Below are 19,527 nucleotides of genomic sequence, written 5' to 3' on the forward strand. Positions count from 1 at the left end.
AATTTAGTTCAGGGCCTCGGTGCGGCCGTAATTGCGTGCGACGTAGTCGCTGACGATCTGCTGGAATTCCTCGGCGATCCGCTCACCGCGCAGCGTCTTGACCTTCTCGCCGTCGATGAAGACGGGCGCGGCCGGGTTTTCGCCCGAACCCGGCAGGCTGATGCCGATGTTCGCGTGCTTCGACTCGCCCGGGCCGTTGACGATGCAGCCCATCACCGCGACGTTCATCTTCTCGACACCCGGATATTCCTTGCGCCAAACCGGCATCTGCTCACGCAGATAGGTCTGGATCTGCATCGCGAGTTCCTGGAACAGCGTGCTCGTCGTGCGGCCGCAGCCCGGGCACGCGATCACCATCGGCGCGAACGAGCGCAGGCCCATCGTCTGCAGGATTTCCTGGCCGACGATCACTTCGCCCGTGCGCGACGCGCCCGGCTCCGGCGTCAGCGAAATGCGGATCGTGTCGCCGATCCCTTCCTGCAGCAGCACGCCGAGCGCGGCCGTCGAAGCGACGATGCCCTTCGAGCCCATGCCGGCCTCGGTCAGACCGAGGTGCAGCGCGAAGCCGCAGCGGCGGCCGAGCTCACGGTACACGGCGATCAGGTCCTGCACGCCGCTGACCTTGCACGACAGCACGATGCGGTCACGGCCGAGACCCAGTTCGACCGCGCGCTCGGCCGAGCCGATCGCCGACTGGATCAGCGCCTCGTACATCACGCTCTGCGCATCCCACGGCTGCGAACGCGCGCCGTTCTCGTCCATCATGCGCGCGAGCAGATCCTGGTCGAGGCTGCCCCAGTTCACGCCGATCCGCACCGGCTTGTCGTACTTCGCCGCGGCTTCGATCATCTGCGCGAACTGCGTGTCGCGCTTCGCGCCCTGGCCGACGTTACCCGGGTTGATCCGGTACTTCGACAGCGACTCCGCGCAGCCCGGATAGTCGCGCAGCAGCAGGTGGCCGTTGTAGTGAAAATCTCCGACGAGCGGGACGGTCACACCCATCCGGTCGAGCTGCTCGCGGATCGCCGGCACGGCGGCCGCGGCCTCCGGCGTATTGACCGTGATACGCACCAGTTCGGAGCCCGCGTTCGCGAGCTCCTTGATCTGGATCGCCGTGCCGATCGCATCGGCCGTGTCCGTATTCGTCATCGACTGCACGCGCACCGGCGCATCGCCGCCGATCGTCACGAGCTGCCCGCCCCAACGAACATCCACCGCATGCGACACGCGACGCGGCTGATGCCCGCCGAACACCGGCTCGGTTGAACAAATCTGACTGCTGCGTGGGGATTGAGCTTCGGATTGCATCGATAGATCCATTTACGCGGAATGCGCCGCGAGGCGGCGCATGAATTGAAAAAGCGCCGTGCCCTCGCGGCCTGTCCAGGACAGACCTGCGTCACGGCGCTTGACGTCAGGGCAGCGTGAACCGCGCCACGTTACCCCGCGCTGCCGAATATTTCGCCGGATCGACAGGTTTTCCGTCGAACGCGACCGAATCAAGACCTGCCTTGTTGCCGATCGTCACCTTGAACGGCCCGTCGCCGGCAACCTGCTTCGTCTCGCCGGCCCGCACCAGCGCCGAGAACAGCTCCTTGCCGCTCTTGTCGCGCACGCTGAACCAGCAATCCTGCTTGACCTTCAGTTCGACCATCGACTGGCCTGCCGCCACCACGACGCTCGCGGGCTGCACCGCCGCGGCCGCGCTGCTCGCCGCTGCCGTCGCGACGATCGGTTGCGACGCAGGCGCGACGGCCGTCGGGGCCGGGGCTGAAGCAACCGGAGCAGCCGACGCAACGACCTGCGGTGCCGCGGCGGATGCTGCAACCTGCGCCGGGACGTCGTTGCCGACTGCCGTCGACGCACCGCCCGCGGCCGCCTCTTCGGCGGAAGACGCCGCCGGCGCGCTCGCCACCGACGCACGTTCGGTGTCGCCGCCGCCCTTGAAGCGCGCGAGCCAGCTCGACGAATCGCCGCCAGTGTGCCACATGAGCACCGCGATCACCGCGACAACAACGATCGCCGTTCCCCACAGCCACGGATGATGGCGCGACGAGCCGCCGAGCGGAATCGACACGCGACCACGCGGCAGATCCGTCCCCGACGACGCAGGCATCGACAGATCGACCTCCGGCACGCCCCGCTCGCGGCGCAATGCCTGCGCAAACGGCTCGGGATCGACACCAAGCATTTTCGCGTAGCTGCGCACGACGCCGAGCGCGAACGTCACGCCGGGCAAATGGCTGATGTCGCCTGCCTCGAGCGCACGCAGCTTCTGCGGGGCGACCTTGAGCCGCGCCGACACGTCGTCGACCGTCCAACCCTTGGCTTCCCGGAGCTGCGCCAGCCGGCTGCCGACGGCTGCCAGCGTTTCAAGCCCTGCCTGCGCCGGCTTCGCGGCATTCGTCTCTGCGCCGTTTGTCGGCTGCGGCTCACTCATCCTTGTCCTCGCGTCGATTCTTCTTCACTGGCGGGCGCCGCCGGCCCCCGCAACCGTCCATATCATGCGCGGCGCCGAGGCGCCGCGACCGATCGCTATTCGCGTGTTGTACCGCCAAAAGGTTCGGGCATCCCCGTCAAACCGCCCGAACTTCGATGATTTTTGCTGCTGCGCCCGTTCGCTCCGCCAGTCGCGTGCGATCCTTCACGGCGCCGGCCAGCTGGCCGCACGCGGCGTCAATGTCGTCGCCGCGCGTCTTGCGCACGGTCGTGACGACACCCGCGTCGATGAGGACCTGTGCGAAACGCTTGATCTGCTCCGGCTTCGAGCGGATGAGGCCCGATTCCGGAAACGGATTGAACGGGATCAGATTGAACTTGCAGGGCACGTCGCGCGTGACGGCCAGCAGTTCGCGCGCATGCGCTTCGGTGTCGTTGACGCCGTCGAGCATGCAGTATTCGAAAGTAATGAAGTCGCGTGGCGCAACTTTCAGATAACGCTGGCACGCGGCCATCAGCTCGCGAAGCGGATGCTTCTTGTTGAGCGGCACCAGCTCGTCGCGCAGCGCGTCGTTCGGCGCGTGCAGCGAAACAGCGAGCGCGACCGGCAGTTCGGCGCCGAGGCGGTCCATCATCGGCACCACGCCGGACGTCGACAACGTGACGCGGCGGCGCGACAGGCCGTAGGCGTTGTCGTCAAGCATCAGCCGCATCGCGGGCACGACCGCGCTGTAGTTCAGCAGCGGCTCGCCCATGCCCATCATCACCACGTTGGTGACGACCCGTTCGGCCTTGCCGTTCGGACCGGGCGCGCGACCAAGCGACGCACGCAGTGCAAATTCGGCCATCCGGAGCTGGCCGATGATTTCGGCTGTCGACAGATTGCGGGAGAAACCCTGCTTGCCCGTCGAGCAGAAGCGGCAGTTGACCGCACACCCAGCCTGCGACGACACGCACAGCGTGCCGCGCGTCTCTTCCGGGATGAAAACGGTTTCGACCGCATTGCCGTTTCCGACGTCGATCAGCCACTTGCGCGTGCCGTCGGTGGAAACGTGATCGCTGACGATATCGGGCATCACGATCGACGCGCGGCCCTTGAGCTTTTCTCTCAGGGACTTCGCAAGGTCGGTCATGCCGTCGAAGTCGCCGGCGTTGTACTGATGGATCCAGCGCTGCAACTGCTTGGCGCGGAACGGCTTCTCGCCGAGGCTGCCGCAGTACGCGACAAGACCCTCGGCATCGAAGTCGAGAAGATTGACGGAAGTTTCGCTCGTCATGATGTGCTGCCTTGCCGCGTGCGCTGAATCCTGCCTACTTGTTGCCAGCCAGGGCTTAGCGCGAGTAGACGTTCATTTCCGGGAAGAAGAACGCGATTTCGACCGCGGCCGTTTCGGCAGCGTCCGAGCCGTGCACGGCGTTCGCGTCGATGCTGTCGGCGAAGTCGGCGCGGATCGTGCCCTTTTCCGCCTTCTTCGGATCCGTCGCGCCCATCAGGTCGCGGTTCTTCAGGATCGCGCCTTCACCTTCCAGAACCTGGATCATCACCGGGCCCGAGATCATGAAATCGACGAGATCCTTGAAGAACGGACGTGCTGCGTGAACTGCGTAGAACTTCTCTGCGTCCGCACGCGACAGGTGTGCCATGCGCGATGCGACGATCTTCAGGCCGGCGCCTTCGAAACGGCTGTAGATCTGGCCGATCACGTTCTTTGCCACCGCATCCGGCTTGATGATCGACAGGGTGCGCTCGATTGCCATAAAAACTCCAAGAAATTAAGAAGTTACAGGTTCAAATGAATCCGCTATTGTAGCACGATCCCGTGTATCATTGCGATTGAACCCTTACACGAGTGAAAGGTTCAGAATCCATATGTTTTTGCGCCGCCGGCCATTGAAACCTCGCGGCGCGGAACGTATCTTAGCCATAGCTGCTCCGGTTTGCTGCGCCGCACACCGCGTGCGCCGAACCGGCCCGGGACGCCCACGCGTTCAATGTTAGGAGAAACCATGAACGACTATCCGTACAATTTCGGCCGCGGCGGCTCCGTCAGCACCGCGGAGGTTCGCAATCGCGTGCTGCGGAACACGTACTGGCTGCTCGCGCTGTCGATGGTGCCGACGGTGCTGGGCGCATGGGTCGGCGTCGCGACGGGCTTCTCGCTGTTCGCGGCCACGAGCCCGATGATGAGCCTGCTTGCGTTCTTCGCGATCGCGTTCGGCTTCATGTTCGCGATCGAGCGGACGAAAAACAGCGCGGCCGGCGTGTTCGTGCTGCTCGGCTTCACGTTCTTCATGGGCCTGATGCTGTCGCGCCTGCTGAGCTTCATCCTCGGCTTCTCGAACGGCCCGTCGCTGATCATGCTCGCGTTCGGCGGCACCGGCATCATCTTCGCCGCGATGGCGACGATCGCCACGATCAGCAAGCGTGACTTCTCGGGGCTCGGCAAGTGGCTGTTCATGGGCGTGATCGTGATCCTGCTTGCCTCGGTCGCGAACATCTTCCTGCAACTGCCGGCGCTGATGCTCACCGTGTCCGTGCTCGCGATCGCGATCTTCTCGGCCTACATGCTGTTCGACGTCCAGCGCGTCGTGAACGGCGGCGAGACGAACTACATCTCGGCTACGCTTGCGATCTACCTCGATCTGTACAACGTGTTCACGAACCTGCTCGCGCTGCTGGGCATCTTCGGCGGCAACCGCAACTGACGGTCGCTGCACACCATGAAAAAACCGGCCTCGAGGGCCGGTTTTTTTACGTCCGCAGCCCGTCCGCTCAGTCGCGCTCGAACAGCGCGATCGATTCGACGTGCGACGTATTCGGGAACATGTTCACGACCCCGGCACCCTTCAGCCGATAGCCGGCCTCGTGCACGAGCAGGCCCGCGTCGCGCGCGAGCGTCGACGGGTTGCACGATACGTAGACGATGCGCTTCGGCAGCGGGCCTTCGCCGCTCTGCGCGATTTCGGCCAGCGCCTTCGACACTGCGAGCGCGCCTTCGCGCGGCGGATCGATCAGGAACTTGTCGAACGCGCCGAGCGCACGAAGGTCGTCGCCCGTGACCTCGAACAGGTTCCGGCACGCGAACGTCGTGTGCCCGTCGACACCGTTCTCGCGCGCATTCGCCAGCGCGCGCGTCGTCAGCGTCTCGCTACCTTCGATGCCCATCACCTCGCGCGACAGCCGCGCCAGCGGCAGCGTGAAGTTGCCGATCCCGCAGAACAGGTCGAGCACGCGATCGTCGCGCGACGGCGCGAGCAGGCGCAGTGCGCGGCCCACCAGCACGCGGTTGATCTGATGGTTGACCTGCGTGAAGTCGGTCGGCTTGAACGGCATGCGGATGCCGAACTCCGGCAGCGTGTAGTCGAGCGGCACGTCGAGCGGATAGAACGGCGTGACCGTGTCCGGGCCCTTCGGCTGAAGCCAGAACTGCACCTTGTGCTCGTCCGCGAACGCGCGCAGCAGCGCTTCGTCATCCGCATTGATCGGCTCCAGCACGCGCAACACCAGCGCCGTGACTTGCGAACCGACCGCAAGCTCGATCTGCGGCATCCGGTCACGGATCGACAGCCCCTCCACCAGCCGACGCAGCGGCACGAGCATCGCCGACACGTGCGGCGGCAGCACTTCGCAGCTCGTCATATCGGCGACATAGCTGCTCTTCTTTTCATGGAATCCAACCAGCACGCCGCCCTTCTTCGCGACGTTGCGCACGGTCAGGCGCGCACGGTAGCGGTAGCCCCACGACGGGCCGTGGATCGGCGCGAACACTGTCTCGGCGCGCAGCTTCGACAGGTGCCACAGGTTGTCCTCGAGCACGCGCTGCTTGATCGCCACCTGCGCACGCATGTCGAGGTGCTGCATCGAGCAGCCGCCGCAGGTGCCGAAGAATTTGCACTTCGGCTGCGTGCGCAGCACGCTCGGGCGCAGAATATCGACAACGGTCGCCTGCTCGTAGCTCGGCTTGCGACGATAGCTCGAATAGGTCACGCGCTCGCCGGGCAGTGCGCCCTCGACGAAGATGACCTTGCCCGGCGAGCCGTCTTCGGTCGTCGTGCGGCCGACACCGCGCGCTTCCATGTCGAGCGATTCGATCTCGAGAACCGGGGCAGGCCCGGGCGCGACGGGCGCATTTTTCGATTTGCGCGCAGAAGTGGGGACGGCTTCGGACACCAGCTTTTCCTGACAAAACGTTGAAGAAGGCGAGATTGTAGACGACGAAAGCCCGCATCGCCTGCTTTCGTGGCGCAAGCGTCCAGATGGATGCGTCTACCGCGCGGCGTCATGCAGGAACGGCCTGCCGCCGGCCCGCATGCGCCGCGTCCCGCGCCAGGCCATGGGCGGCACAGGTTCTGCTCGCGGAAGACTCAGGAGACTCGACCATGCGACTGATCGACTGGAACGTTCAATGGGGTCGGGACGCGGACGGCGTCGTCGACCTCCCCCGCACCATCGCCGCCGCCCGCGGGCTCGGCGACTTCGACGTGTTGTGTCTGCAGGAAGTGACGCGCGGCTTCGGCGCCCTGCCCGGCCGGCCGGGCCCCGACCAGTTCGCCGAACTGGCGGCGTTGCTGCCCGGCTATACGATCGTCGACGCGATCGGCGCCGACTTGCCGGCGCTCGAACCCGGCGCGCCGCGCCGCCAGTTCGGCAATGCGATCGCGTCCCGGCTACCCGTCCGGCGCGTGCTGCGCCACCTGCTGCCGTGGCCGGCGGACGCGGGCGCACCGTCAATGCCGCGTGTCGCGCTCGACGTCGAGCTGGTAACGCCGTCGGGCCCGCTGCGGGTCGTCACGACGCACCTCGAATTCTATTCGGCGCGCCAGCGACTCGCGCAGGTCGATGCGTTGCGTGATCGGCATCGCGAGGCCTGCGCCCACGCGGACCGGCCCGCGCCGGCGGAAAACGCGACGGGGCCGTTCAGCGCGACCGGCCAGCCGCGCGACGCAATCGTCTGCGGCGATTTCAACAGCGCGTTCGACAGCGATGCGTACCGGCGCATGCTGGCGCCGATCGCCGACGCGCCGCCGTTCGCCGATGCGTGGATTGCCCGCCACCCGGGCTGCACGCCGCCGCCGACTGCCGGCGTCTACGATACGGCGCAATGGTCGGAAGGACCGCTCGCATGCGATTTCGTGTTCGTGACCGATACGCTGCTGCCACGCATCACGCGCTGCGAGATCGACGGCGACCTGCGCGCGTCGGATCACCAGCCTGTCGTGCTCGAATTCGATTGATCGCTGCCGCGGCGCGAGCCGCCCGCATCACACCTCGAAGCCGGCCAGGTATTCGGCCCAATGCGACGCGGGCTCCTGTGCCAGCGCGTTCTTCACGAGCAGGATCTCGTCAGCATATTCACTCGGCGTCAGGCCACCGCGCATCAACTGGAACCGGCAATACAGCAGGTAAGTATTAACGACGTCGGTTTCGCAATAGTTGCGGATTTCCTCGATCCGGCCGTCCTGGAACGCGGGCCACACCTGGCTGCCGTCCATCCCGAGCTTGCCCGGAAAACCGCACAGCTTCGCAAGCGCGTCGAGCGGCGCATTCGCGCGCGCCTGATACATCGCGAGCACGTCCATCAGATCGGTGTGTCGCGAGTGATAGCGCGAGATGTAGTTGTTCCACTTGAAGTCGCGGTCGTCCTCGCCCAGATCCCAGTAGCGCGTCGCGGGGATCCCGTGCACGAGCGCACGGTAGTGGAGCACCGGCAGATCGAAGCCGCCGCCGTTCCACGACACGAGCTGCGGCGTGTATTTCTCGATCACGCGATAGAACGACTGGACCAGCGTCGCCTCGTTGTCCTGGGGCGTGCCCAGCGAGCGCACGCGAAAACCGTTGTTGTCACGGAACACGCAGGAAATCGCCGCGATGCGCTGCAGGTGATGCGGCAGGAAATCGCTGCCGGTCTTCTCGCGGCGCGCGGCGAACGCATGTTCGGCCACCGCGGCATCGTCGAGCGTCGCGGGCAGGTCTTCCAGACGGCGAATGCCGTCGACATCGGGAATGGTCTCGATGTCAAAAACGAGAATCGGAGTCATCGGTTACAGAACGGCGTCCTTGCGCACGCCGTTGGAGGCAAAGAACCGCTTGAGGCGCACCAGCGCTTCCTGCTGGATCTGCCGCACGCGCTCGCGCGTGAGCCCCATCTCGTCGGCCAGCTCCTCGAGCGTGGCCGGTTCGATGTGGTTCAGGCCGAAGCGGCGCTCGATCACGTGCCGATGCTTGTCGGACAGCCGCGACAGCCACGCGCGCGTCAGCGTCTCGAGTTCGCGGTGCTGCACCTCGGCGTCGGGCGACTGGCTCTGGTCGTCGGGCAGCAGGTCGAGCAGGCTGCTCGCGGGATCGAGATCGAGCGGTGCGTCGAGCGACGCGGTGTGCTCGTTGAGCGCGAGGATGTCGGTGACTTCCTCGGCGGTCTTGCCGGTGAGATAGGCGATGTCGTCGATGCTGGCTTCGCGGCGCTCGGCCGCCTCGCCCGTCGACATCGAATTCTTTTCGAGGTGGCGCTTCGCACGCAGCACCTGGTTCAGTTCGCGGATCACGTGCACGGGCAGGCGCACGGTGCGAGCCTGGTTCATGATCGCCCGTTCGATGCTCTGGCGGATCCACCACGTCGCGTAGGTCGAGAAACGAAAGCCGCGCGTCGGGTCGAATTTCTCGATCGCGTGCATCAGGCCGAGGTTGCCTTCCTCGATCAGGTCGAGCAATGGCACGCCGCGGTTCAGGTAACCCTTCGCGATGCTGACGACGAGACGCAGGTTGCGCTCGATCATCACCTGCCGCGCCTCGAATTCGCCAGCCTTCGCGAGACGCGAATAGCGCTGCTCCTCCTCGACGGTCAGGAGCGGCTTCACGCTGATGCGATTCAGGTAATGCTGGATCGTGTCGGCCGTGAGTTCGGCCTGCAGCAATGCGCGGAAATCGTCGACGTCGGGCGCGGCTTCCGCACGGCCTTCGCGCTCGTCGTCGCCGTCCGTTTCGGCGTCGCGCGCCTCGAGATCACGTTCGTTTTCCGCGACGTCGTCTTCGTCGTCCGTCGAAGCGCCAGCTCGCTCCGCCGATGCTTGCGTGGCACGACTGATCTTCTCAGACTCGGCTTGCGGCTCGTGGCGCTTCGATTTCGGCATGGTCGTCTCGGTTATTGAGGCGGCAAATACTTCAGCGGATCGACAGGTTTACCCTGCCGGCGAACCTCGAAATGCAGCATCACGCGGTCGGCATCGCTGTTACCCATCTCGGCGATCTTTTGCCCCTTCGTCACCGCGTCCCCCTCTTTTACCATCAAAGCGCGATTGTGTGCATACGCTGTGAGGTAAGTTGCATCGTGCTTGATGATAATGAGGTTGCCGTAACCACGCAGGCCGTTGCCCGAGTAGACGACGCGGCCGTCGGCCGCCGCCTTCACGGCCTCGCCGGACGTGCCGCCGATATTGACGCCCTTGTTCTTCGCGTCGTCGAAACCGTTCAGCACCGGGCCGCGCACGGGCCATGCAAACGTCACGGGGCCGCTGGGCGCTGCGGCCGTATCGCTCGATGCGGCGGCAGCCGGCGGCGTGCTCGCGGACGACGAGCCCGCGGCCGACGTCGCGGGACCGCTGCTGAGCGGTGCGGTCGCGACGGCAGCGCCGGCGATCGGCGCGGCAGCCGGCGAGCCGGCAACCGCGGCACCGCCCGGCGGCGCGACGCGCAGCAATTGGTCGACTTCGATCTGGTTCGGGTTCGCCAGGTTGTTCCACGTGGCGATGTCGCGATAATTCTGCCCGTTTTCGAGCGCGATCCGGTACAGCGTATCGCCCGGTTTCACACGGTAGAAGCCGGGCGGCGGCGGGCCGAGCGGCACCGCCGGCTGCGCGGCGGCGGTCGTGCCGAGCGTTCCGGAGCGGTCGACGACGGGCGCGTTGTCGAGCCGCGTCGCACAGGCGGCCAGTAGCGTGGAGAACGCAGCCACACAGATCGCGCGCTGGGCGAACGTGAGCGGTTCCCTGGTTCGGTTGTTTTGCATCGCGCGCAACATACTCATCGGTTTCAAATCACTCCGGATTTTAAAGGGACAAAGAAAACGCGATCAAGCCGCGACTCCCGCCATTGCGCGTGCGCGACGCGCTCGACGAGCGTGAGCACCTGGGGCTGCCCGCTCTGCGCGCCGACCGGCGCGACGAGCCGCCCGCCGATCGCGAGTTGCTCGAGCAGCGCCTGCGGCACGTCGAGCCCCGCCGCCGCGATCACGATCGCGTCGAACGGGCCCGCAGCCGGCAGGCCGACACGCCCGTCGCCGTAATGCAGACGGATGTTCGGCACGCGCAGCGGCCGCAGGTTCAGCTTCGCGCGCTCGTAGAGCGGCTTGATGCGTTCAATCGAATACACGTCGCGCGCCACGTGACTCAGCACCGCGGCCTGGTAGCCGCAACCGGTGCCGATCTCGAGGACGCGCTCGAGCGTGCGGCCGGCCATCGCGAGCTCGATCATGCGCGCGACGACCGACGGCTTTGAAATCGTTTGCTGGTGGCCGATCGGCAGCGCGGCATCCTCATAGGCCTGCGTCGCGAGCCCCGGATCCACGAACATGTGGCGCGGCACCGCGGCCATCGCATCCAGCACGCGCGCGTCGGTCACGCCGTTCGCGCGCAGGCGTTCGACCATGCGCTCGCGCACACGTTCCGACGTCAGCGCGAACGCACCGGCCGGCGCGACGCTCGGCGCAGCCGGCTTGGGCATCGCGGGCTTCGGCACGGTCGGTTTCGGCGCGGTCGCCGGCTTCGCGGCGGTCGTGCCGTGCACCGGGCGGGCGACGCCCGTCTTCACCGCCACCGGCTTCAGCACGGTGGCGGACTTGTCGACGGCCTTCGGCACCGCGCCCGCCGCATGGCGTTCGCCGGCCCGGCCTTCCGATTTGCGTGGCGCTCGCTTGAGATCTTCGAGCGCGAGCGGAAACCGCTTCGCGCGCTCGCCGCTCATGAAGCCCGCCCTCCTGCGCGCACCCATTCGCGCGTCGCAGGCAGCATTTGCGTATGCGTGAGATCGAGCTGCAGCGGCGTGATCGATACGAAACCGTTTGCGACGGCGTGGAAATCGGTGCCTTCGCTCGCGTCCAGCGCCGCACCCGCGGCACCGATCCAGTAGACTGGTTCGCCGCGCGGGTCGGTCTGGCGAATCACCGGCTGGGACGGGTGACGCTTGCCGAGGCGCGTGACCTGCCAGCCTCTCAGTTCGTCGTACGGCAGATTCGGAATATTGACGTTCAGCAGCGGCTGACCGGGCAGCGGATGCGCGAGATAGTGTTCGACGATTTCGGCGGCGACGCGCGCCGCGTCCGTCAGATGCGCCCAGCCCTTCTCGGCCAGAGAAAACGCGATGGCCGGCACGCCGAACATGATGCCTTCGGTGGCGGCCGCAACTGTCCCTGAATAGAGCGTGTCTTCGCCCATGTTCTGGCCGTTGTTGATCCCGGACACGACGAGGTCGGGCCTCGCGTCGGCCATCCCCGTCAACGCGACGTGCACCGAATCGGTCGGCGTGCCGTTCACGTAGAAGAAACCCGTATTCGTCGCGCGCTGCACCGACAGCGGCCGCGACAGCGTGAGGGAATTCGATGCGCCGCTGCAGTTCTGCTCGGGCGCGATCACCGTGAGGTCGGCAAGCGGCTGCAGCGCGTCGCTGAGCGCGGCGAGACCGGGGGCGAGATAGCCGTCGTCGTTGCTGAGTAGGATTCGCATCCGGCGATTGTAACCGAGGAAAGATGGCGCGAGAGCGACAGTCAGGCGGCTGCGGACGGGCCTGCGTGCACGGTGCGCCGCCGCATTGCGCGGCGGCGTTCCGCAGACGCGAGACAACGTTTTGCCACCCGGCGTTTTCCGCCCCGAAGGGTGCCCGTCCGGAGAGGTTGCCCCGCCGGAGACCCGGCGCAAAGCGCCCGGCCTTGGGGCGCTCAGATCGCGCCTGCCTCGCGCAGCGCGGCGATCGCCTGTGCGTCGTAGCCGAGGCCGCGCAGCACCTCGTCCGTATGCTCGCCGAGTTCGGGCCCGAGCCAGCGCGTTTCGCCCGGCGTGTCGGACAGCTTCGGCGTGATGTTCGGCAGCGGAATGTCGGTGCCGTCGGCCAGCTTGAAACGCTGGATCATCTGCCGCGCGACGAACTGCGGATCGGTGAACATGTCTGCGGCGCTGTAGATGCGCCCGGCCGGCACGTCGGCCGCGTTGAGCACGACGAGCGCCTCGTCGATCGTGCGCGGCGCGAGCCACGCGGCGATCGCATCGTCGATCTCCTGCGTGCGCGGCACGCGTCCGTCGTTCCGTGCAAGCGCCGGATCGTCGGCGAGATCGTCGCGTTCGATCGCCTTCATCAGTCGCTTGAAGATCGGGTCGCTGTTGCCGCCGATCACGATGCTGCCGTCGCGGCACGCGTAGGTGTTCGACGGCACGATGCCCGGCAGCGACGCACCGGTGCGCTCGCGCACCATCCCGTACACGCCGTACTCGGGCACCACGCTTTCCATCATGTTGAACACCGCTTCATACAGTGCAACGTCGACCACCTGCCCCGTGCCGCCGTTCACCTTGCGGTGGTGAAGTGCCATCAGCGCGCCGATCACGCCGTGCAGCGCGGCGATCGAGTCGCCGATCGAGATGCCGATGCGCGGCGGCGGCAGGTCCGGATAGCCGGTGATGTGGCGCAACCCGCCCATCGATTCGGCGATCGCGCCGAAGCCGGGCCGGTCGCGGTACGGGCCCGTCTGCCCGTAGCCGGACAGGCGCACCATCACGAGACCGGGGTTGTCGGCCGACAGCGCGTCGTAGCCGAGCCCGAGCTTCTCGAGCAGGCCCGGGCGGAAGTTTTCGATCACGATGTCGGCCTCGCGCGCGAGCTGCCGCGCGATCGTCTTGCCGGCATCGGATTTCAGGTTGAGGGTGACCGATTTCTTGTTGCGTGCCTGGACCGACCACCACAACGACGTGCCGCCCTGCTCCGGATGCAGCTTGCGCCACTTGCGCAGCGGGTCGCCGCCGTTCGGATCCTCGATCTTGATCACTTCCGCGCCGAATTCAGCAAAGAGGCGCGACGCGAACGGCCCCGCGATCAGCGTCCCGAATTCGAGCACTTTGACGCCCGCGAGGGGGCCCTGGCTGGTGCTCATGTGTCTCCCTGACATGAGAAACGGCGCCGCCGGCCGGCGGCGCCCGGCTTACATCGTGCGGCGGTCGAGCATCGCGCGGGCGATCGTGCCCGCGTCGACGTATTCGAGCTCGCCGCCCACCGGCACGCCGCGCGCGAGGCGCGTGACCGCGAGCCCGCGCGCCTTCAGCGTCTGGCCGAGGTAGTGCGCGGTGGCTTCGCCCTCGTTCGTGAAGTTGGTCGCGAGCACGACCTCCTTGACGATCCCGTCGGACGCGCGCCGCACGAGGCGGTCGAAATGGATTTCCTTCGGGCCGATCCCGTCGAGCGGGCTCAGCCGCCCCATCAGCACGAAATACAGCCCGCGATACGTCATCGTCTGCTCGAGCATGATCTGGTCGGCCGGCGTCTCGACGACACACAGCAGCGTCGGATCACGCTCCTCGTCGCTGCACAACTCGCAGATCTGCGCTTCCGTGAACGTATTGCACTTCTCGCAGTGCTGCAGGTGCTCGGTCGCGAACAGCAGCGACCGGCCGAGCCGCTCCGCGCCCTCCCGATCGTGCTGCATCAGGTGGTACGCCATGCGCTGCGCGGATTTCGGCCCGACGCCGGGCAATACGCGCAACGCTTCGACGAGCGCGGACAGGGCGGACGGCTGTTTCATACGGCGGCTGAAAGCTGAACGGACGCTGCGCTCAGAACGGCAGCTTGAAGCCCGGGGGCAGCGGCAGGCCCGACGTCATGCCGCTCATCTTTTCCTGCGACGTCGCCTCGGCCTTGCGCACGGCATCGTTGAACGCGGCCGCGACCAGATCCTCGAGCATGTCCTTGTCGTCCGCGAGCAGGCTCGGGTCGATCGCCACGCGACGCACTTCGTTGCGGCAGGTCATCGTCACCTTGACGAGGCCGGCACCCGACTGCCCTTCGACTTCGATCTGCGCAAGCTGCTCCTGCATCTTCTTCATGTTTTCCTGCATTTGCTGCGCTTGCTTCATCAGTCCGGCGAGGTTGCCTTTCAACATGGGAATACTCCTTCTTGATCGTGTGAAAACCGGCACGCGGCGCGTGCCGGTCAATGTGTGCGGGCGTGATTGTGCCTGTCGCGGTGCGATTCGTTCAATGCAGCGTCGGGGGCGTGCCGTCCGGCGCCGAATCGGCGAGCGGCCGCACCGAGCCTTCGACGATACGCGCGCCGAAGTCACGCACGAGTTGCTGGACGAACGGATCGCCATGGATGTCCTGCTCGGCCTCGCGCTGGCGTGCCGCACGCGCGGCCGCATCCAGCGCCGCCGCGGTGCGCCGTGCGGGCCCGACCTCGACCGCGACCTCGACGGGCTTGCCGAGCGCGTCGGCCAGGGCGGCCTTCAGCTTCGCGACCTGGGCGGCGTCCGCATACTGCGGCACCGGCACGGACAGTTTCAACGTCGTCGCGTCGACGGCCGTCAGCTCGCTGTTGAACGCGAGCTGATACGCGACGCCCTTCAGCGGCAGCCGTGCGGCCAGCGCCGGCCATTCGCCGTCGAAACCGACCGGATCGAGCGCGATCGCGGGCGGCAGCGGGCGCGTGTCGACCGGTGCCGACGGACGGGCCTCAGCCGGCTTCGGCGCAATGCGCACGTCGTCGGGGCCGCTGTCGAACACCGGCACGAAGCCGTCGTCCGCCGCACCGCCGAACATCTCGTCGGCGCTGAGCGGCACGTATTCGTCCGGCGGAATGTCTTCCCACGGCGGCGGGGCCTGACGCGTGTCGGCCGGCTGCGGCGCGCGTGCCGCCGCGCGCGGCGTCGGCACCTGCACGGCAGGTCGCGATGCCGTCGGTTTCTCCGGGGCCGGTTGGGCCGGCGCCGGTTTCGACGCGCCGCCCGTCCGCGAGCGCTCGGACGACACGCGCATGCCGGCATTGCGCAGCACGTCGAGTGCGGCAGCCGCACCCCCGCGGGCCGACGGGCGCGCGGCGGACTCGGCCGGCACTGCACGCGGCGCCTGTTCGGCAGCCGGCACCGGTTCGTCGTTGCGCTTGGCGGCAGCAGGCAATTCGGGTTCGTTGCGGACCGCGGGCAACGCATCGCTCGTCGGCGCCGCTTGCGGTGCCGCGTTCGCTTCCGGCTGCGGCGCGACCGGCGCCGCGGCCGCTGCCGGCGTCGAAACAGGCTTCACGGCAGGCGGAGTCACGGGATCGTCAGACCGGGGCGGCGACGGACGCGCAGCAGGCGCGACCGGAGCGGCCGCTTGCGGGCGCGCCGCGTCCGCGGCGGCTGCCGGTACCGAAGACGGCTTGGGCGCCGCCGACGCGGCGGCAGCCACACGCGGCGACGCGGGCGCGGATACGGCACGCGGCACGGCCGGCTGACCGCCCGGCGCACTGCCGGCGCCGACGGCCGGCTCGAACGCGAGCATCCGCAGCAATGTCATCGTGAAGCCGGCGTATTCGTCCGGTGCAAGGCCGAGCTCGGCGCGCCCGACCGTCGCGATCTGATAGAACAGTTGAACCTGCTCGGGGCTCAGCGTCTCCGCGAAGCGGCGCAGGTCAGCCGCTTCCGGCCATTCGTCGAGGACCGAGCCCGGCGCGAACTGCGCCCATGCGATCCGATGCAGCAGGCTCGCAAGATCCTGCAGCGCGGTGGAAAAGGACAGGCTGCGCAGCGACATCTCGTCGGCGATCGCGAGAATCTCCGGGCCGTTGCCGGCCGCGAGCGCATCGAGCAGGCGCACCATGTAGGTCTGGTCGAGCGCGCCGAGCATGCCCGACACGGCCGATTCGGTCACTTCGTTCGCCGAATAGGCGATCGCCTGATCGGTCAGCGACAGCGCATCGCGCATGCTGCCCTGCGCGGCACGCGCGAGCAGGCGCAGCGCCTGTTGCTCGAACGAGATGCGCTCTTCGCCGAGGATCCGTTCGAGATGCGACACGATGTGCCCGGCCGGCATCTGCTTCAGGTTGAACTGCAGGCAGCGCGACAGCACGGTGACGGGAATCTTCTGCGGATCGGTCGTCGCGAGGATGAACTTGACGTGCGGCGGCGGCTCCTCGAGCGTCTTCAGCATCGCGTTGAACGCATGATTCGTCAGCATGTGCACTTCGTCGATCATGTAGACCTTGAAGCGCGCATCGACGGGCGCGTACACCGCGCGCTCGAGCAGCGCGGCCATTTCGTCGACGCCGCGGTTGCTCGCCGCGTCCATTTCGACGTAATCGACGAAGCGGCCTTCGTCGATCTCGCGGCACGCGCGACACACACCGCACGGCTGCGACGTGACGCCGGTTTCGCAGTTGAGCGCCTTCGCGAAGATCCGCGACAGCGTCGTCTTGCCGACGCCGCGGGTTCCGGTAAACAGATAGGCGTGATGGAGACGCCCGCCGTCGAGCGCGTGCGTGAGCGCCCTGACGACGTGCTCCTGGCCGACGAGCGAAGCGAAATCCTTCGGACGCCACTTGCGTGCGAGAACTTGATAGGTCATCGGGAAATTGTATCAGTAACGCTGCGTTGCGCCGACACGCGAAACGGTGCGGAAAACGGGCAACACGCAGGTAAAACGCAGAATGACGCAGAAATAAAAAACGCCCGGCGAACGGGGCGAGAGGAAAGGTGACGAGCCCGACCCTCGGCACTGGCGAAAAACGATTGTGGCTGCTTCGTTCCCGACCTGACCAGGTTCACCGCCCCACCATGCGAGGAGGCCCGTCACGGCATATTCTATCACCGCTTGCTACCGAATGCGACCGTTTGTTCGCAACAAAGCGAAAGATCGAGCAAACCGACGCGCGTACGGGCGCGCCGATCCAGCGCGGGCTTGCGAATATATATCGTGACGTTTCGTGACTCTTGTATTTTGCGCACCGGCCTCCACCTTCGGGACACAACGGTCGAACGGCGCGTCGTACCCCTACTCGCGTAGCGGCTACTATCGCTGCCCGCAGCAGATAGCAATTTAGGCTAATATGACGCCCGAACGACCCGCGAGCCGCGCCATGCAGCGCTTACGCCCTTCCTTCGGAGAGCGGAGTGACCTGCCGCAGCGGCCGGTAGCCAATAAGGCCGCCGGAGCGCCGCAACGCGCCGAGCAGGCAGTCCCCGAACCGTAAGAGGTATTGACCCAATGAGCGAACAGATCAAACACATCAGCGACGCATCGTTCGAACAGGACGTCGTCAAATCCGACAAGCCCGTGCTCGTCGACTTCTGGGCCGAATGGTGCGGCCCGTGCAAGATGATCGCCCCGATCCTCGACGAAGTCGCGAAGGATTACGGCGACAAGCTGCAGATCGCGAAGATCAACGTCGACGACAACCAGGCAACGCCCGCGAAGTTCGGCGTGCGCGGCATCCCGACGCTGATCCTGTTCAAGAACGGCGCGGCCGCCGCGCAGAAGGTCGGCGCGCTGTCGAAGTCGCAGCTCACCGCATTCCTGGACAGCCACCTGTAATACCGGCCGTTCCGCGGACGTGTTGTCAACCGACAACACGTCCGCCGTCAAGCCGCCGATCGGCCGCTCAGGCGCGAATCGGCGTATGCTAGAATCAAAAAACGTCTACAAGACGCATTAAGTCTCAGAGCGCTTCCGCTCGCCCTCCTCCCTTATTCCTTTTCGTCGCTTCTCCTCCCTGGCGGGTTCTCCGTATGCATTTATCCGAGCTCAAGTCTCTGCACGTGTCCGAACTGATCGAAATGGCCAATGGCCTGGAGATCGAAAACGCGAACCGCCTGCGCAAGCAGGAGCTGATGTTCGCCATTCTCAAAAAGCGCGCCAAGACGGGAGAGACGATCTTCGGCGACGGCACGCTCGAAGTGCTGCCGGACGGTTTCGGCTTCCTGCGCTCGCCGGAAATGTCGTACCTCGCGAGCACCGACGACATCTATATCAGCCCGTCGCAGATCCGCCGCTTCAACCTGCACACCGGCGACACCATCGAAGGTGAAGTCCGCACGCCGAAGGACGGCGAGCGCTACTTCGCGCTGGTGAAGGTCGACAAAGTCAACGGGCAGCCGCCCGAGGCCTCGAAACACAAGATCATGTTCGAGAACCTCACGCCGCTGCACCCGAACAAGCCGCTGTCGCTCGAACGCGAAATGCGCGGCGAAGAGAACGTCACGGGCCGCATCATCGACATGATCGCGCCGATCGGCAAGGGCCAGCGCGGCCTGCTCGTCGCGTCGCCGAAGTCGGGCAAGACCGTGATGCTCCAGCACATCGCACACGCGATCAAGCAGAACCATCCGGACGTCATCCTGTTCGTGCTGCTGATCGACGAGCGCCCCGAAGAAGTGACCGAAATGCAGCGCTCCGTCGCCGGCGAAGTGATCGCCTCGACGTTCGACGAACCGGCCACGCGTCACGTGCAGGTCGCCGAAATGGTGATCGAGAAGGCCAAGCGCCTCGTCGAAATGAAGCACGACGTCGTGATCCTGCTCGACTCGATCACGCGTCTCGCACGCGCATACAACACCGTGATCCCGGCGTCGGGCAAGGTGCTGACGGGCGGTGTCGACGCGAACGCGCTGCAGCGCCCGAAGCGCTTCTTCGGCGCGGCGCGCAACATCGAGGAAGGCGGCTCGCTGACGATCATCGGCACCGCGCTGATCGAAACCGGCAGCCGCATGGACGACGTGATCTACGAAGAATTCAAGGGCACCGGCAACATGGAAGTGCACCTCGAGCGTCGTCTCGCGGAAAAGCGCGTCTATCCGTCGATCAACCTGAACAAGTCGGGCACGCGCCGCGAAGAAATGCTGATCAAGCCCGAGATCCTTCAAAAGATCTGGGTGCTGCGCAAGTTCATTCACGACATGGACGAAGTCGAGGCGATGGAATTCCTGCTCGACAAGATCCGCCAGACGAAGAGCAACTCCGAGTTCTTCGACCTGATGCGCCGCGGCGGCTGATCGCCCCGCCCCGCAACGAACGGCCGCCCGCGCGTTTCGCCCGGCGGCCGTTTTTTCATGCCAACCTGAACGTGAACGTACAGGTTGATCTAT

At 66.3% G+C, this 19,527-nt stretch carries 18 protein-coding genes and 1 other RNA gene; 4 read left to right on the top strand and 15 right to left on the bottom strand.

All coding sequences use genetic code 11. From position 1 onward, the window contains the following. Positions 1 to 3 precede the first annotated feature (3 nt). The 4 genes from ispG to ndk form a co-directional block, all read right to left on the bottom strand. Complete coding sequence (gene ispG, locus WS46_RS31370) at positions 4 to 1,308, bottom strand: flavodoxin-dependent (E)-4-hydroxy-3-methylbut-2-enyl-diphosphate synthase (RefSeq protein ID WP_027787235.1); 1,305 nt, start codon at positions 1,306 to 1,308, stop codon at positions 4 to 6. A 106-nt stretch (positions 1,309 to 1,414) separates the two neighbouring features. Beyond that, positions 1,415 to 2,440, bottom strand: coding sequence for a helix-turn-helix domain-containing protein (locus tag WS46_RS31375; protein ID WP_059693232.1), 1,026 nt, complete (start codon positions 2,438 to 2,440; stop codon positions 1,415 to 1,417). Between the two features lie 136 nt (positions 2,441 to 2,576). Further along, a complete protein-coding gene (gene rlmN, locus WS46_RS31380) occupies positions 2,577 to 3,716 on the bottom strand; it encodes a 23S rRNA (adenine(2503)-C(2))-methyltransferase RlmN (protein ID WP_014896906.1) in 1,140 nt (379 codons plus the stop codon). Between the two features lie 55 nt (positions 3,717 to 3,771). After that, on the bottom strand, positions 3,772 to 4,197 hold the full coding sequence (ndk, locus tag WS46_RS31385; RefSeq protein WP_006478674.1) for a nucleoside-diphosphate kinase: 426 nt from the start codon (positions 4,195 to 4,197) through the stop codon (positions 3,772 to 3,774). 249 nt (positions 4,198 to 4,446) lie between these two features. On the opposite strand from ndk, the gene WS46_RS31390 reads away from it, so the two are divergent. Further along, positions 4,447 to 5,145: a Bax inhibitor-1/YccA family protein gene (locus WS46_RS31390; protein ID WP_059693234.1), complete on the top strand. Its 699-nt coding sequence runs from the start codon at positions 4,447 to 4,449 to the stop codon at positions 5,143 to 5,145. 67 nt (positions 5,146 to 5,212) lie between these two features. On the opposite strand, the gene rlmD is transcribed toward WS46_RS31390, so the two are convergent. Further along, entirely contained in the window at positions 5,213 to 6,610 is a 1,398-nt protein-coding gene (gene rlmD / locus WS46_RS31395) for a 23S rRNA (uracil(1939)-C(5))-methyltransferase RlmD (protein WP_082721843.1), read from the bottom strand. Positions 6,611 to 6,819: 209 nt separating this feature from the next. Between rlmD and WS46_RS31400 the strand changes: the two genes are divergently transcribed. Continuing rightward, positions 6,820 to 7,674, top strand: coding sequence for an endonuclease/exonuclease/phosphatase family protein (locus WS46_RS31400; protein ID WP_059693236.1), 855 nt, complete (start codon positions 6,820 to 6,822; stop codon positions 7,672 to 7,674). Between the two features lie 27 nt (positions 7,675 to 7,701). Here the strand turns inward: WS46_RS31400 and WS46_RS31405 are convergent, their stop codons facing one another. The 10 genes from WS46_RS31405 to ffs all read right to left on the bottom strand — a co-directional run bounded on the left by WS46_RS31405 (position 7,702) and on the right by ffs (position 17,237). Then, a complete protein-coding gene (locus WS46_RS31405) occupies positions 7,702 to 8,478 on the bottom strand; it encodes a 3'-5' exonuclease (protein WP_059529916.1) in 777 nt (258 codons plus the stop codon). A 3-nt stretch (positions 8,479 to 8,481) separates the two neighbouring features. Further along, positions 8,482 to 9,567, bottom strand: a complete 1,086-nt coding sequence (gene rpoS, locus WS46_RS31410; RefSeq protein ID WP_059529914.1) for an RNA polymerase sigma factor RpoS — start codon at positions 9,565 to 9,567, stop codon at positions 8,482 to 8,484. Positions 9,568 to 9,578: 11 nt separating this feature from the next. After that, positions 9,579 to 10,460, bottom strand: coding sequence for a peptidoglycan DD-metalloendopeptidase family protein (locus WS46_RS31415; RefSeq protein ID WP_059693239.1), 882 nt, complete (start codon positions 10,458 to 10,460; stop codon positions 9,579 to 9,581). A gap of 5 nt (positions 10,461 to 10,465) precedes the next feature. After that, positions 10,466 to 11,395 (bottom strand): protein-L-isoaspartate(D-aspartate) O-methyltransferase, encoded by a 930-nt coding sequence (locus WS46_RS31420; protein WP_059693241.1) that lies wholly within the window; start codon positions 11,393 to 11,395, stop codon positions 10,466 to 10,468. After that, positions 11,392 to 12,153 (bottom strand): 5'/3'-nucleotidase SurE, encoded by a 762-nt coding sequence (gene surE, locus WS46_RS31425; protein WP_059693244.1) that lies wholly within the window; start codon positions 12,151 to 12,153, stop codon positions 11,392 to 11,394. Before surE ends, WS46_RS31420 begins: the two co-directional genes overlap by 4 nt. 212 nt (positions 12,154 to 12,365) lie before the next feature. Beyond that, positions 12,366 to 13,571 carry a CaiB/BaiF CoA-transferase family protein gene (locus tag WS46_RS31430; RefSeq protein WP_059693246.1) on the bottom strand — a complete coding sequence of 402 codons (1,206 nt, stop codon included), beginning with the start codon at positions 13,569 to 13,571 and terminating at the stop codon, positions 12,366 to 12,368. Between the two features lie 48 nt (positions 13,572 to 13,619). Beyond that, positions 13,620 to 14,216, bottom strand: coding sequence for a recombination mediator RecR (gene recR / locus WS46_RS31435; RefSeq protein WP_059693248.1), 597 nt, complete (start codon positions 14,214 to 14,216; stop codon positions 13,620 to 13,622). Between the two features lie 31 nt (positions 14,217 to 14,247). Then, complete coding sequence (locus WS46_RS31440) at positions 14,248 to 14,574, bottom strand: YbaB/EbfC family nucleoid-associated protein (RefSeq protein ID WP_006755698.1); 327 nt, start codon at positions 14,572 to 14,574, stop codon at positions 14,248 to 14,250. A 94-nt stretch (positions 14,575 to 14,668) separates the two neighbouring features. Then, positions 14,669 to 17,011, bottom strand: coding sequence for a DNA polymerase III subunit gamma/tau (gene dnaX / locus WS46_RS31445; RefSeq protein WP_059693250.1), 2,343 nt, complete (start codon positions 17,009 to 17,011; stop codon positions 14,669 to 14,671). A 127-nt stretch (positions 17,012 to 17,138) separates the two neighbouring features. Further along, positions 17,139 to 17,237: signal recognition particle sRNA small type (ffs, locus tag WS46_RS31450), an RNA gene on the bottom strand. 413 nt (positions 17,238 to 17,650) lie between these two features. Between ffs and trxA the strand changes: the two genes are divergently transcribed. Further along, positions 17,651 to 17,977, top strand: coding sequence for a thioredoxin TrxA (gene trxA, locus WS46_RS31455; RefSeq protein ID WP_006402348.1), 327 nt, complete (start codon positions 17,651 to 17,653; stop codon positions 17,975 to 17,977). Between the two features lie 194 nt (positions 17,978 to 18,171). Beyond that, positions 18,172 to 19,434: a transcription termination factor Rho gene (rho, locus tag WS46_RS31460; protein WP_006478662.1), complete on the top strand. Its 1,263-nt coding sequence runs from the start codon at positions 18,172 to 18,174 to the stop codon at positions 19,432 to 19,434. Positions 19,435 to 19,527: the final 93 nt, after the last annotated feature.

This window comes from Burkholderia sp. RF4-BP95 (assembly GCF_001521985.1).
In the GTDB taxonomy this organism is placed as follows: Bacteria; Pseudomonadota; Gammaproteobacteria; order Burkholderiales; family Burkholderiaceae; genus Burkholderia; species Burkholderia diffusa.

Excerpts from the sequence above, each read along its gene's own strand:
- ispG (WP_027787235.1), bottom strand. The coding sequence starts at position 1,308 with ATGCAATCCGAAGCTCAATCCCCACGCAGCAGTCAGATTTGTTCAACC.
- WS46_RS31375 (WP_059693232.1), bottom strand. The coding sequence starts at position 2,440 with ATGAGTGAGCCGCAGCCGACAAACGGCGCAGAGACGAATGCCGCGAAG.
- rlmN (WP_014896906.1), bottom strand. The coding sequence starts at position 3,716 with ATGACGAGCGAAACTTCCGTCAATCTTCTCGACTTCGATGCCGAGGGT.
- ndk (WP_006478674.1), bottom strand. The coding sequence starts at position 4,197 with ATGGCAATCGAGCGCACCCTGTCGATCATCAAGCCGGATGCGGTGGCA.
- WS46_RS31390 (WP_059693234.1), top strand. The coding sequence starts at position 4,447 with ATGAACGACTATCCGTACAATTTCGGCCGCGGCGGCTCCGTCAGCACC.
- WS46_RS31400 (WP_059693236.1), top strand. The coding sequence starts at position 6,820 with ATGCGACTGATCGACTGGAACGTTCAATGGGGTCGGGACGCGGACGGC.
- WS46_RS31405 (WP_059529916.1), bottom strand. The coding sequence starts at position 8,478 with ATGACTCCGATTCTCGTTTTTGACATCGAGACCATTCCCGATGTCGAC.
- rpoS (WP_059529914.1), bottom strand. The coding sequence starts at position 9,567 with ATGCCGAAATCGAAGCGCCACGAGCCGCAAGCCGAGTCTGAGAAGATC.
- WS46_RS31415 (WP_059693239.1), bottom strand. The coding sequence starts at position 10,460 with ATGAGTATGTTGCGCGCGATGCAAAACAACCGAACCAGGGAACCGCTC.
- WS46_RS31420 (WP_059693241.1), bottom strand. The coding sequence starts at position 11,395 with ATGAGCGGCGAGCGCGCGAAGCGGTTTCCGCTCGCGCTCGAAGATCTC.
- surE (WP_059693244.1), bottom strand. The coding sequence starts at position 12,153 with ATGCGAATCCTACTCAGCAACGACGACGGCTATCTCGCCCCCGGTCTC.
- WS46_RS31430 (WP_059693246.1), bottom strand. The coding sequence starts at position 13,571 with ATGAGCACCAGCCAGGGCCCCCTCGCGGGCGTCAAAGTGCTCGAATTC.
- recR (WP_059693248.1), bottom strand. The coding sequence starts at position 14,216 with ATGAAACAGCCGTCCGCCCTGTCCGCGCTCGTCGAAGCGTTGCGCGTA.
- WS46_RS31440 (WP_006755698.1), bottom strand. The coding sequence starts at position 14,574 with ATGTTGAAAGGCAACCTCGCCGGACTGATGAAGCAAGCGCAGCAAATG.
- dnaX (WP_059693250.1), bottom strand. The coding sequence starts at position 17,011 with ATGACCTATCAAGTTCTCGCACGCAAGTGGCGTCCGAAGGATTTCGCT.
- trxA (WP_006402348.1), top strand. The coding sequence starts at position 17,651 with ATGAGCGAACAGATCAAACACATCAGCGACGCATCGTTCGAACAGGAC.
- rho (WP_006478662.1), top strand. The coding sequence starts at position 18,172 with ATGCATTTATCCGAGCTCAAGTCTCTGCACGTGTCCGAACTGATCGAA.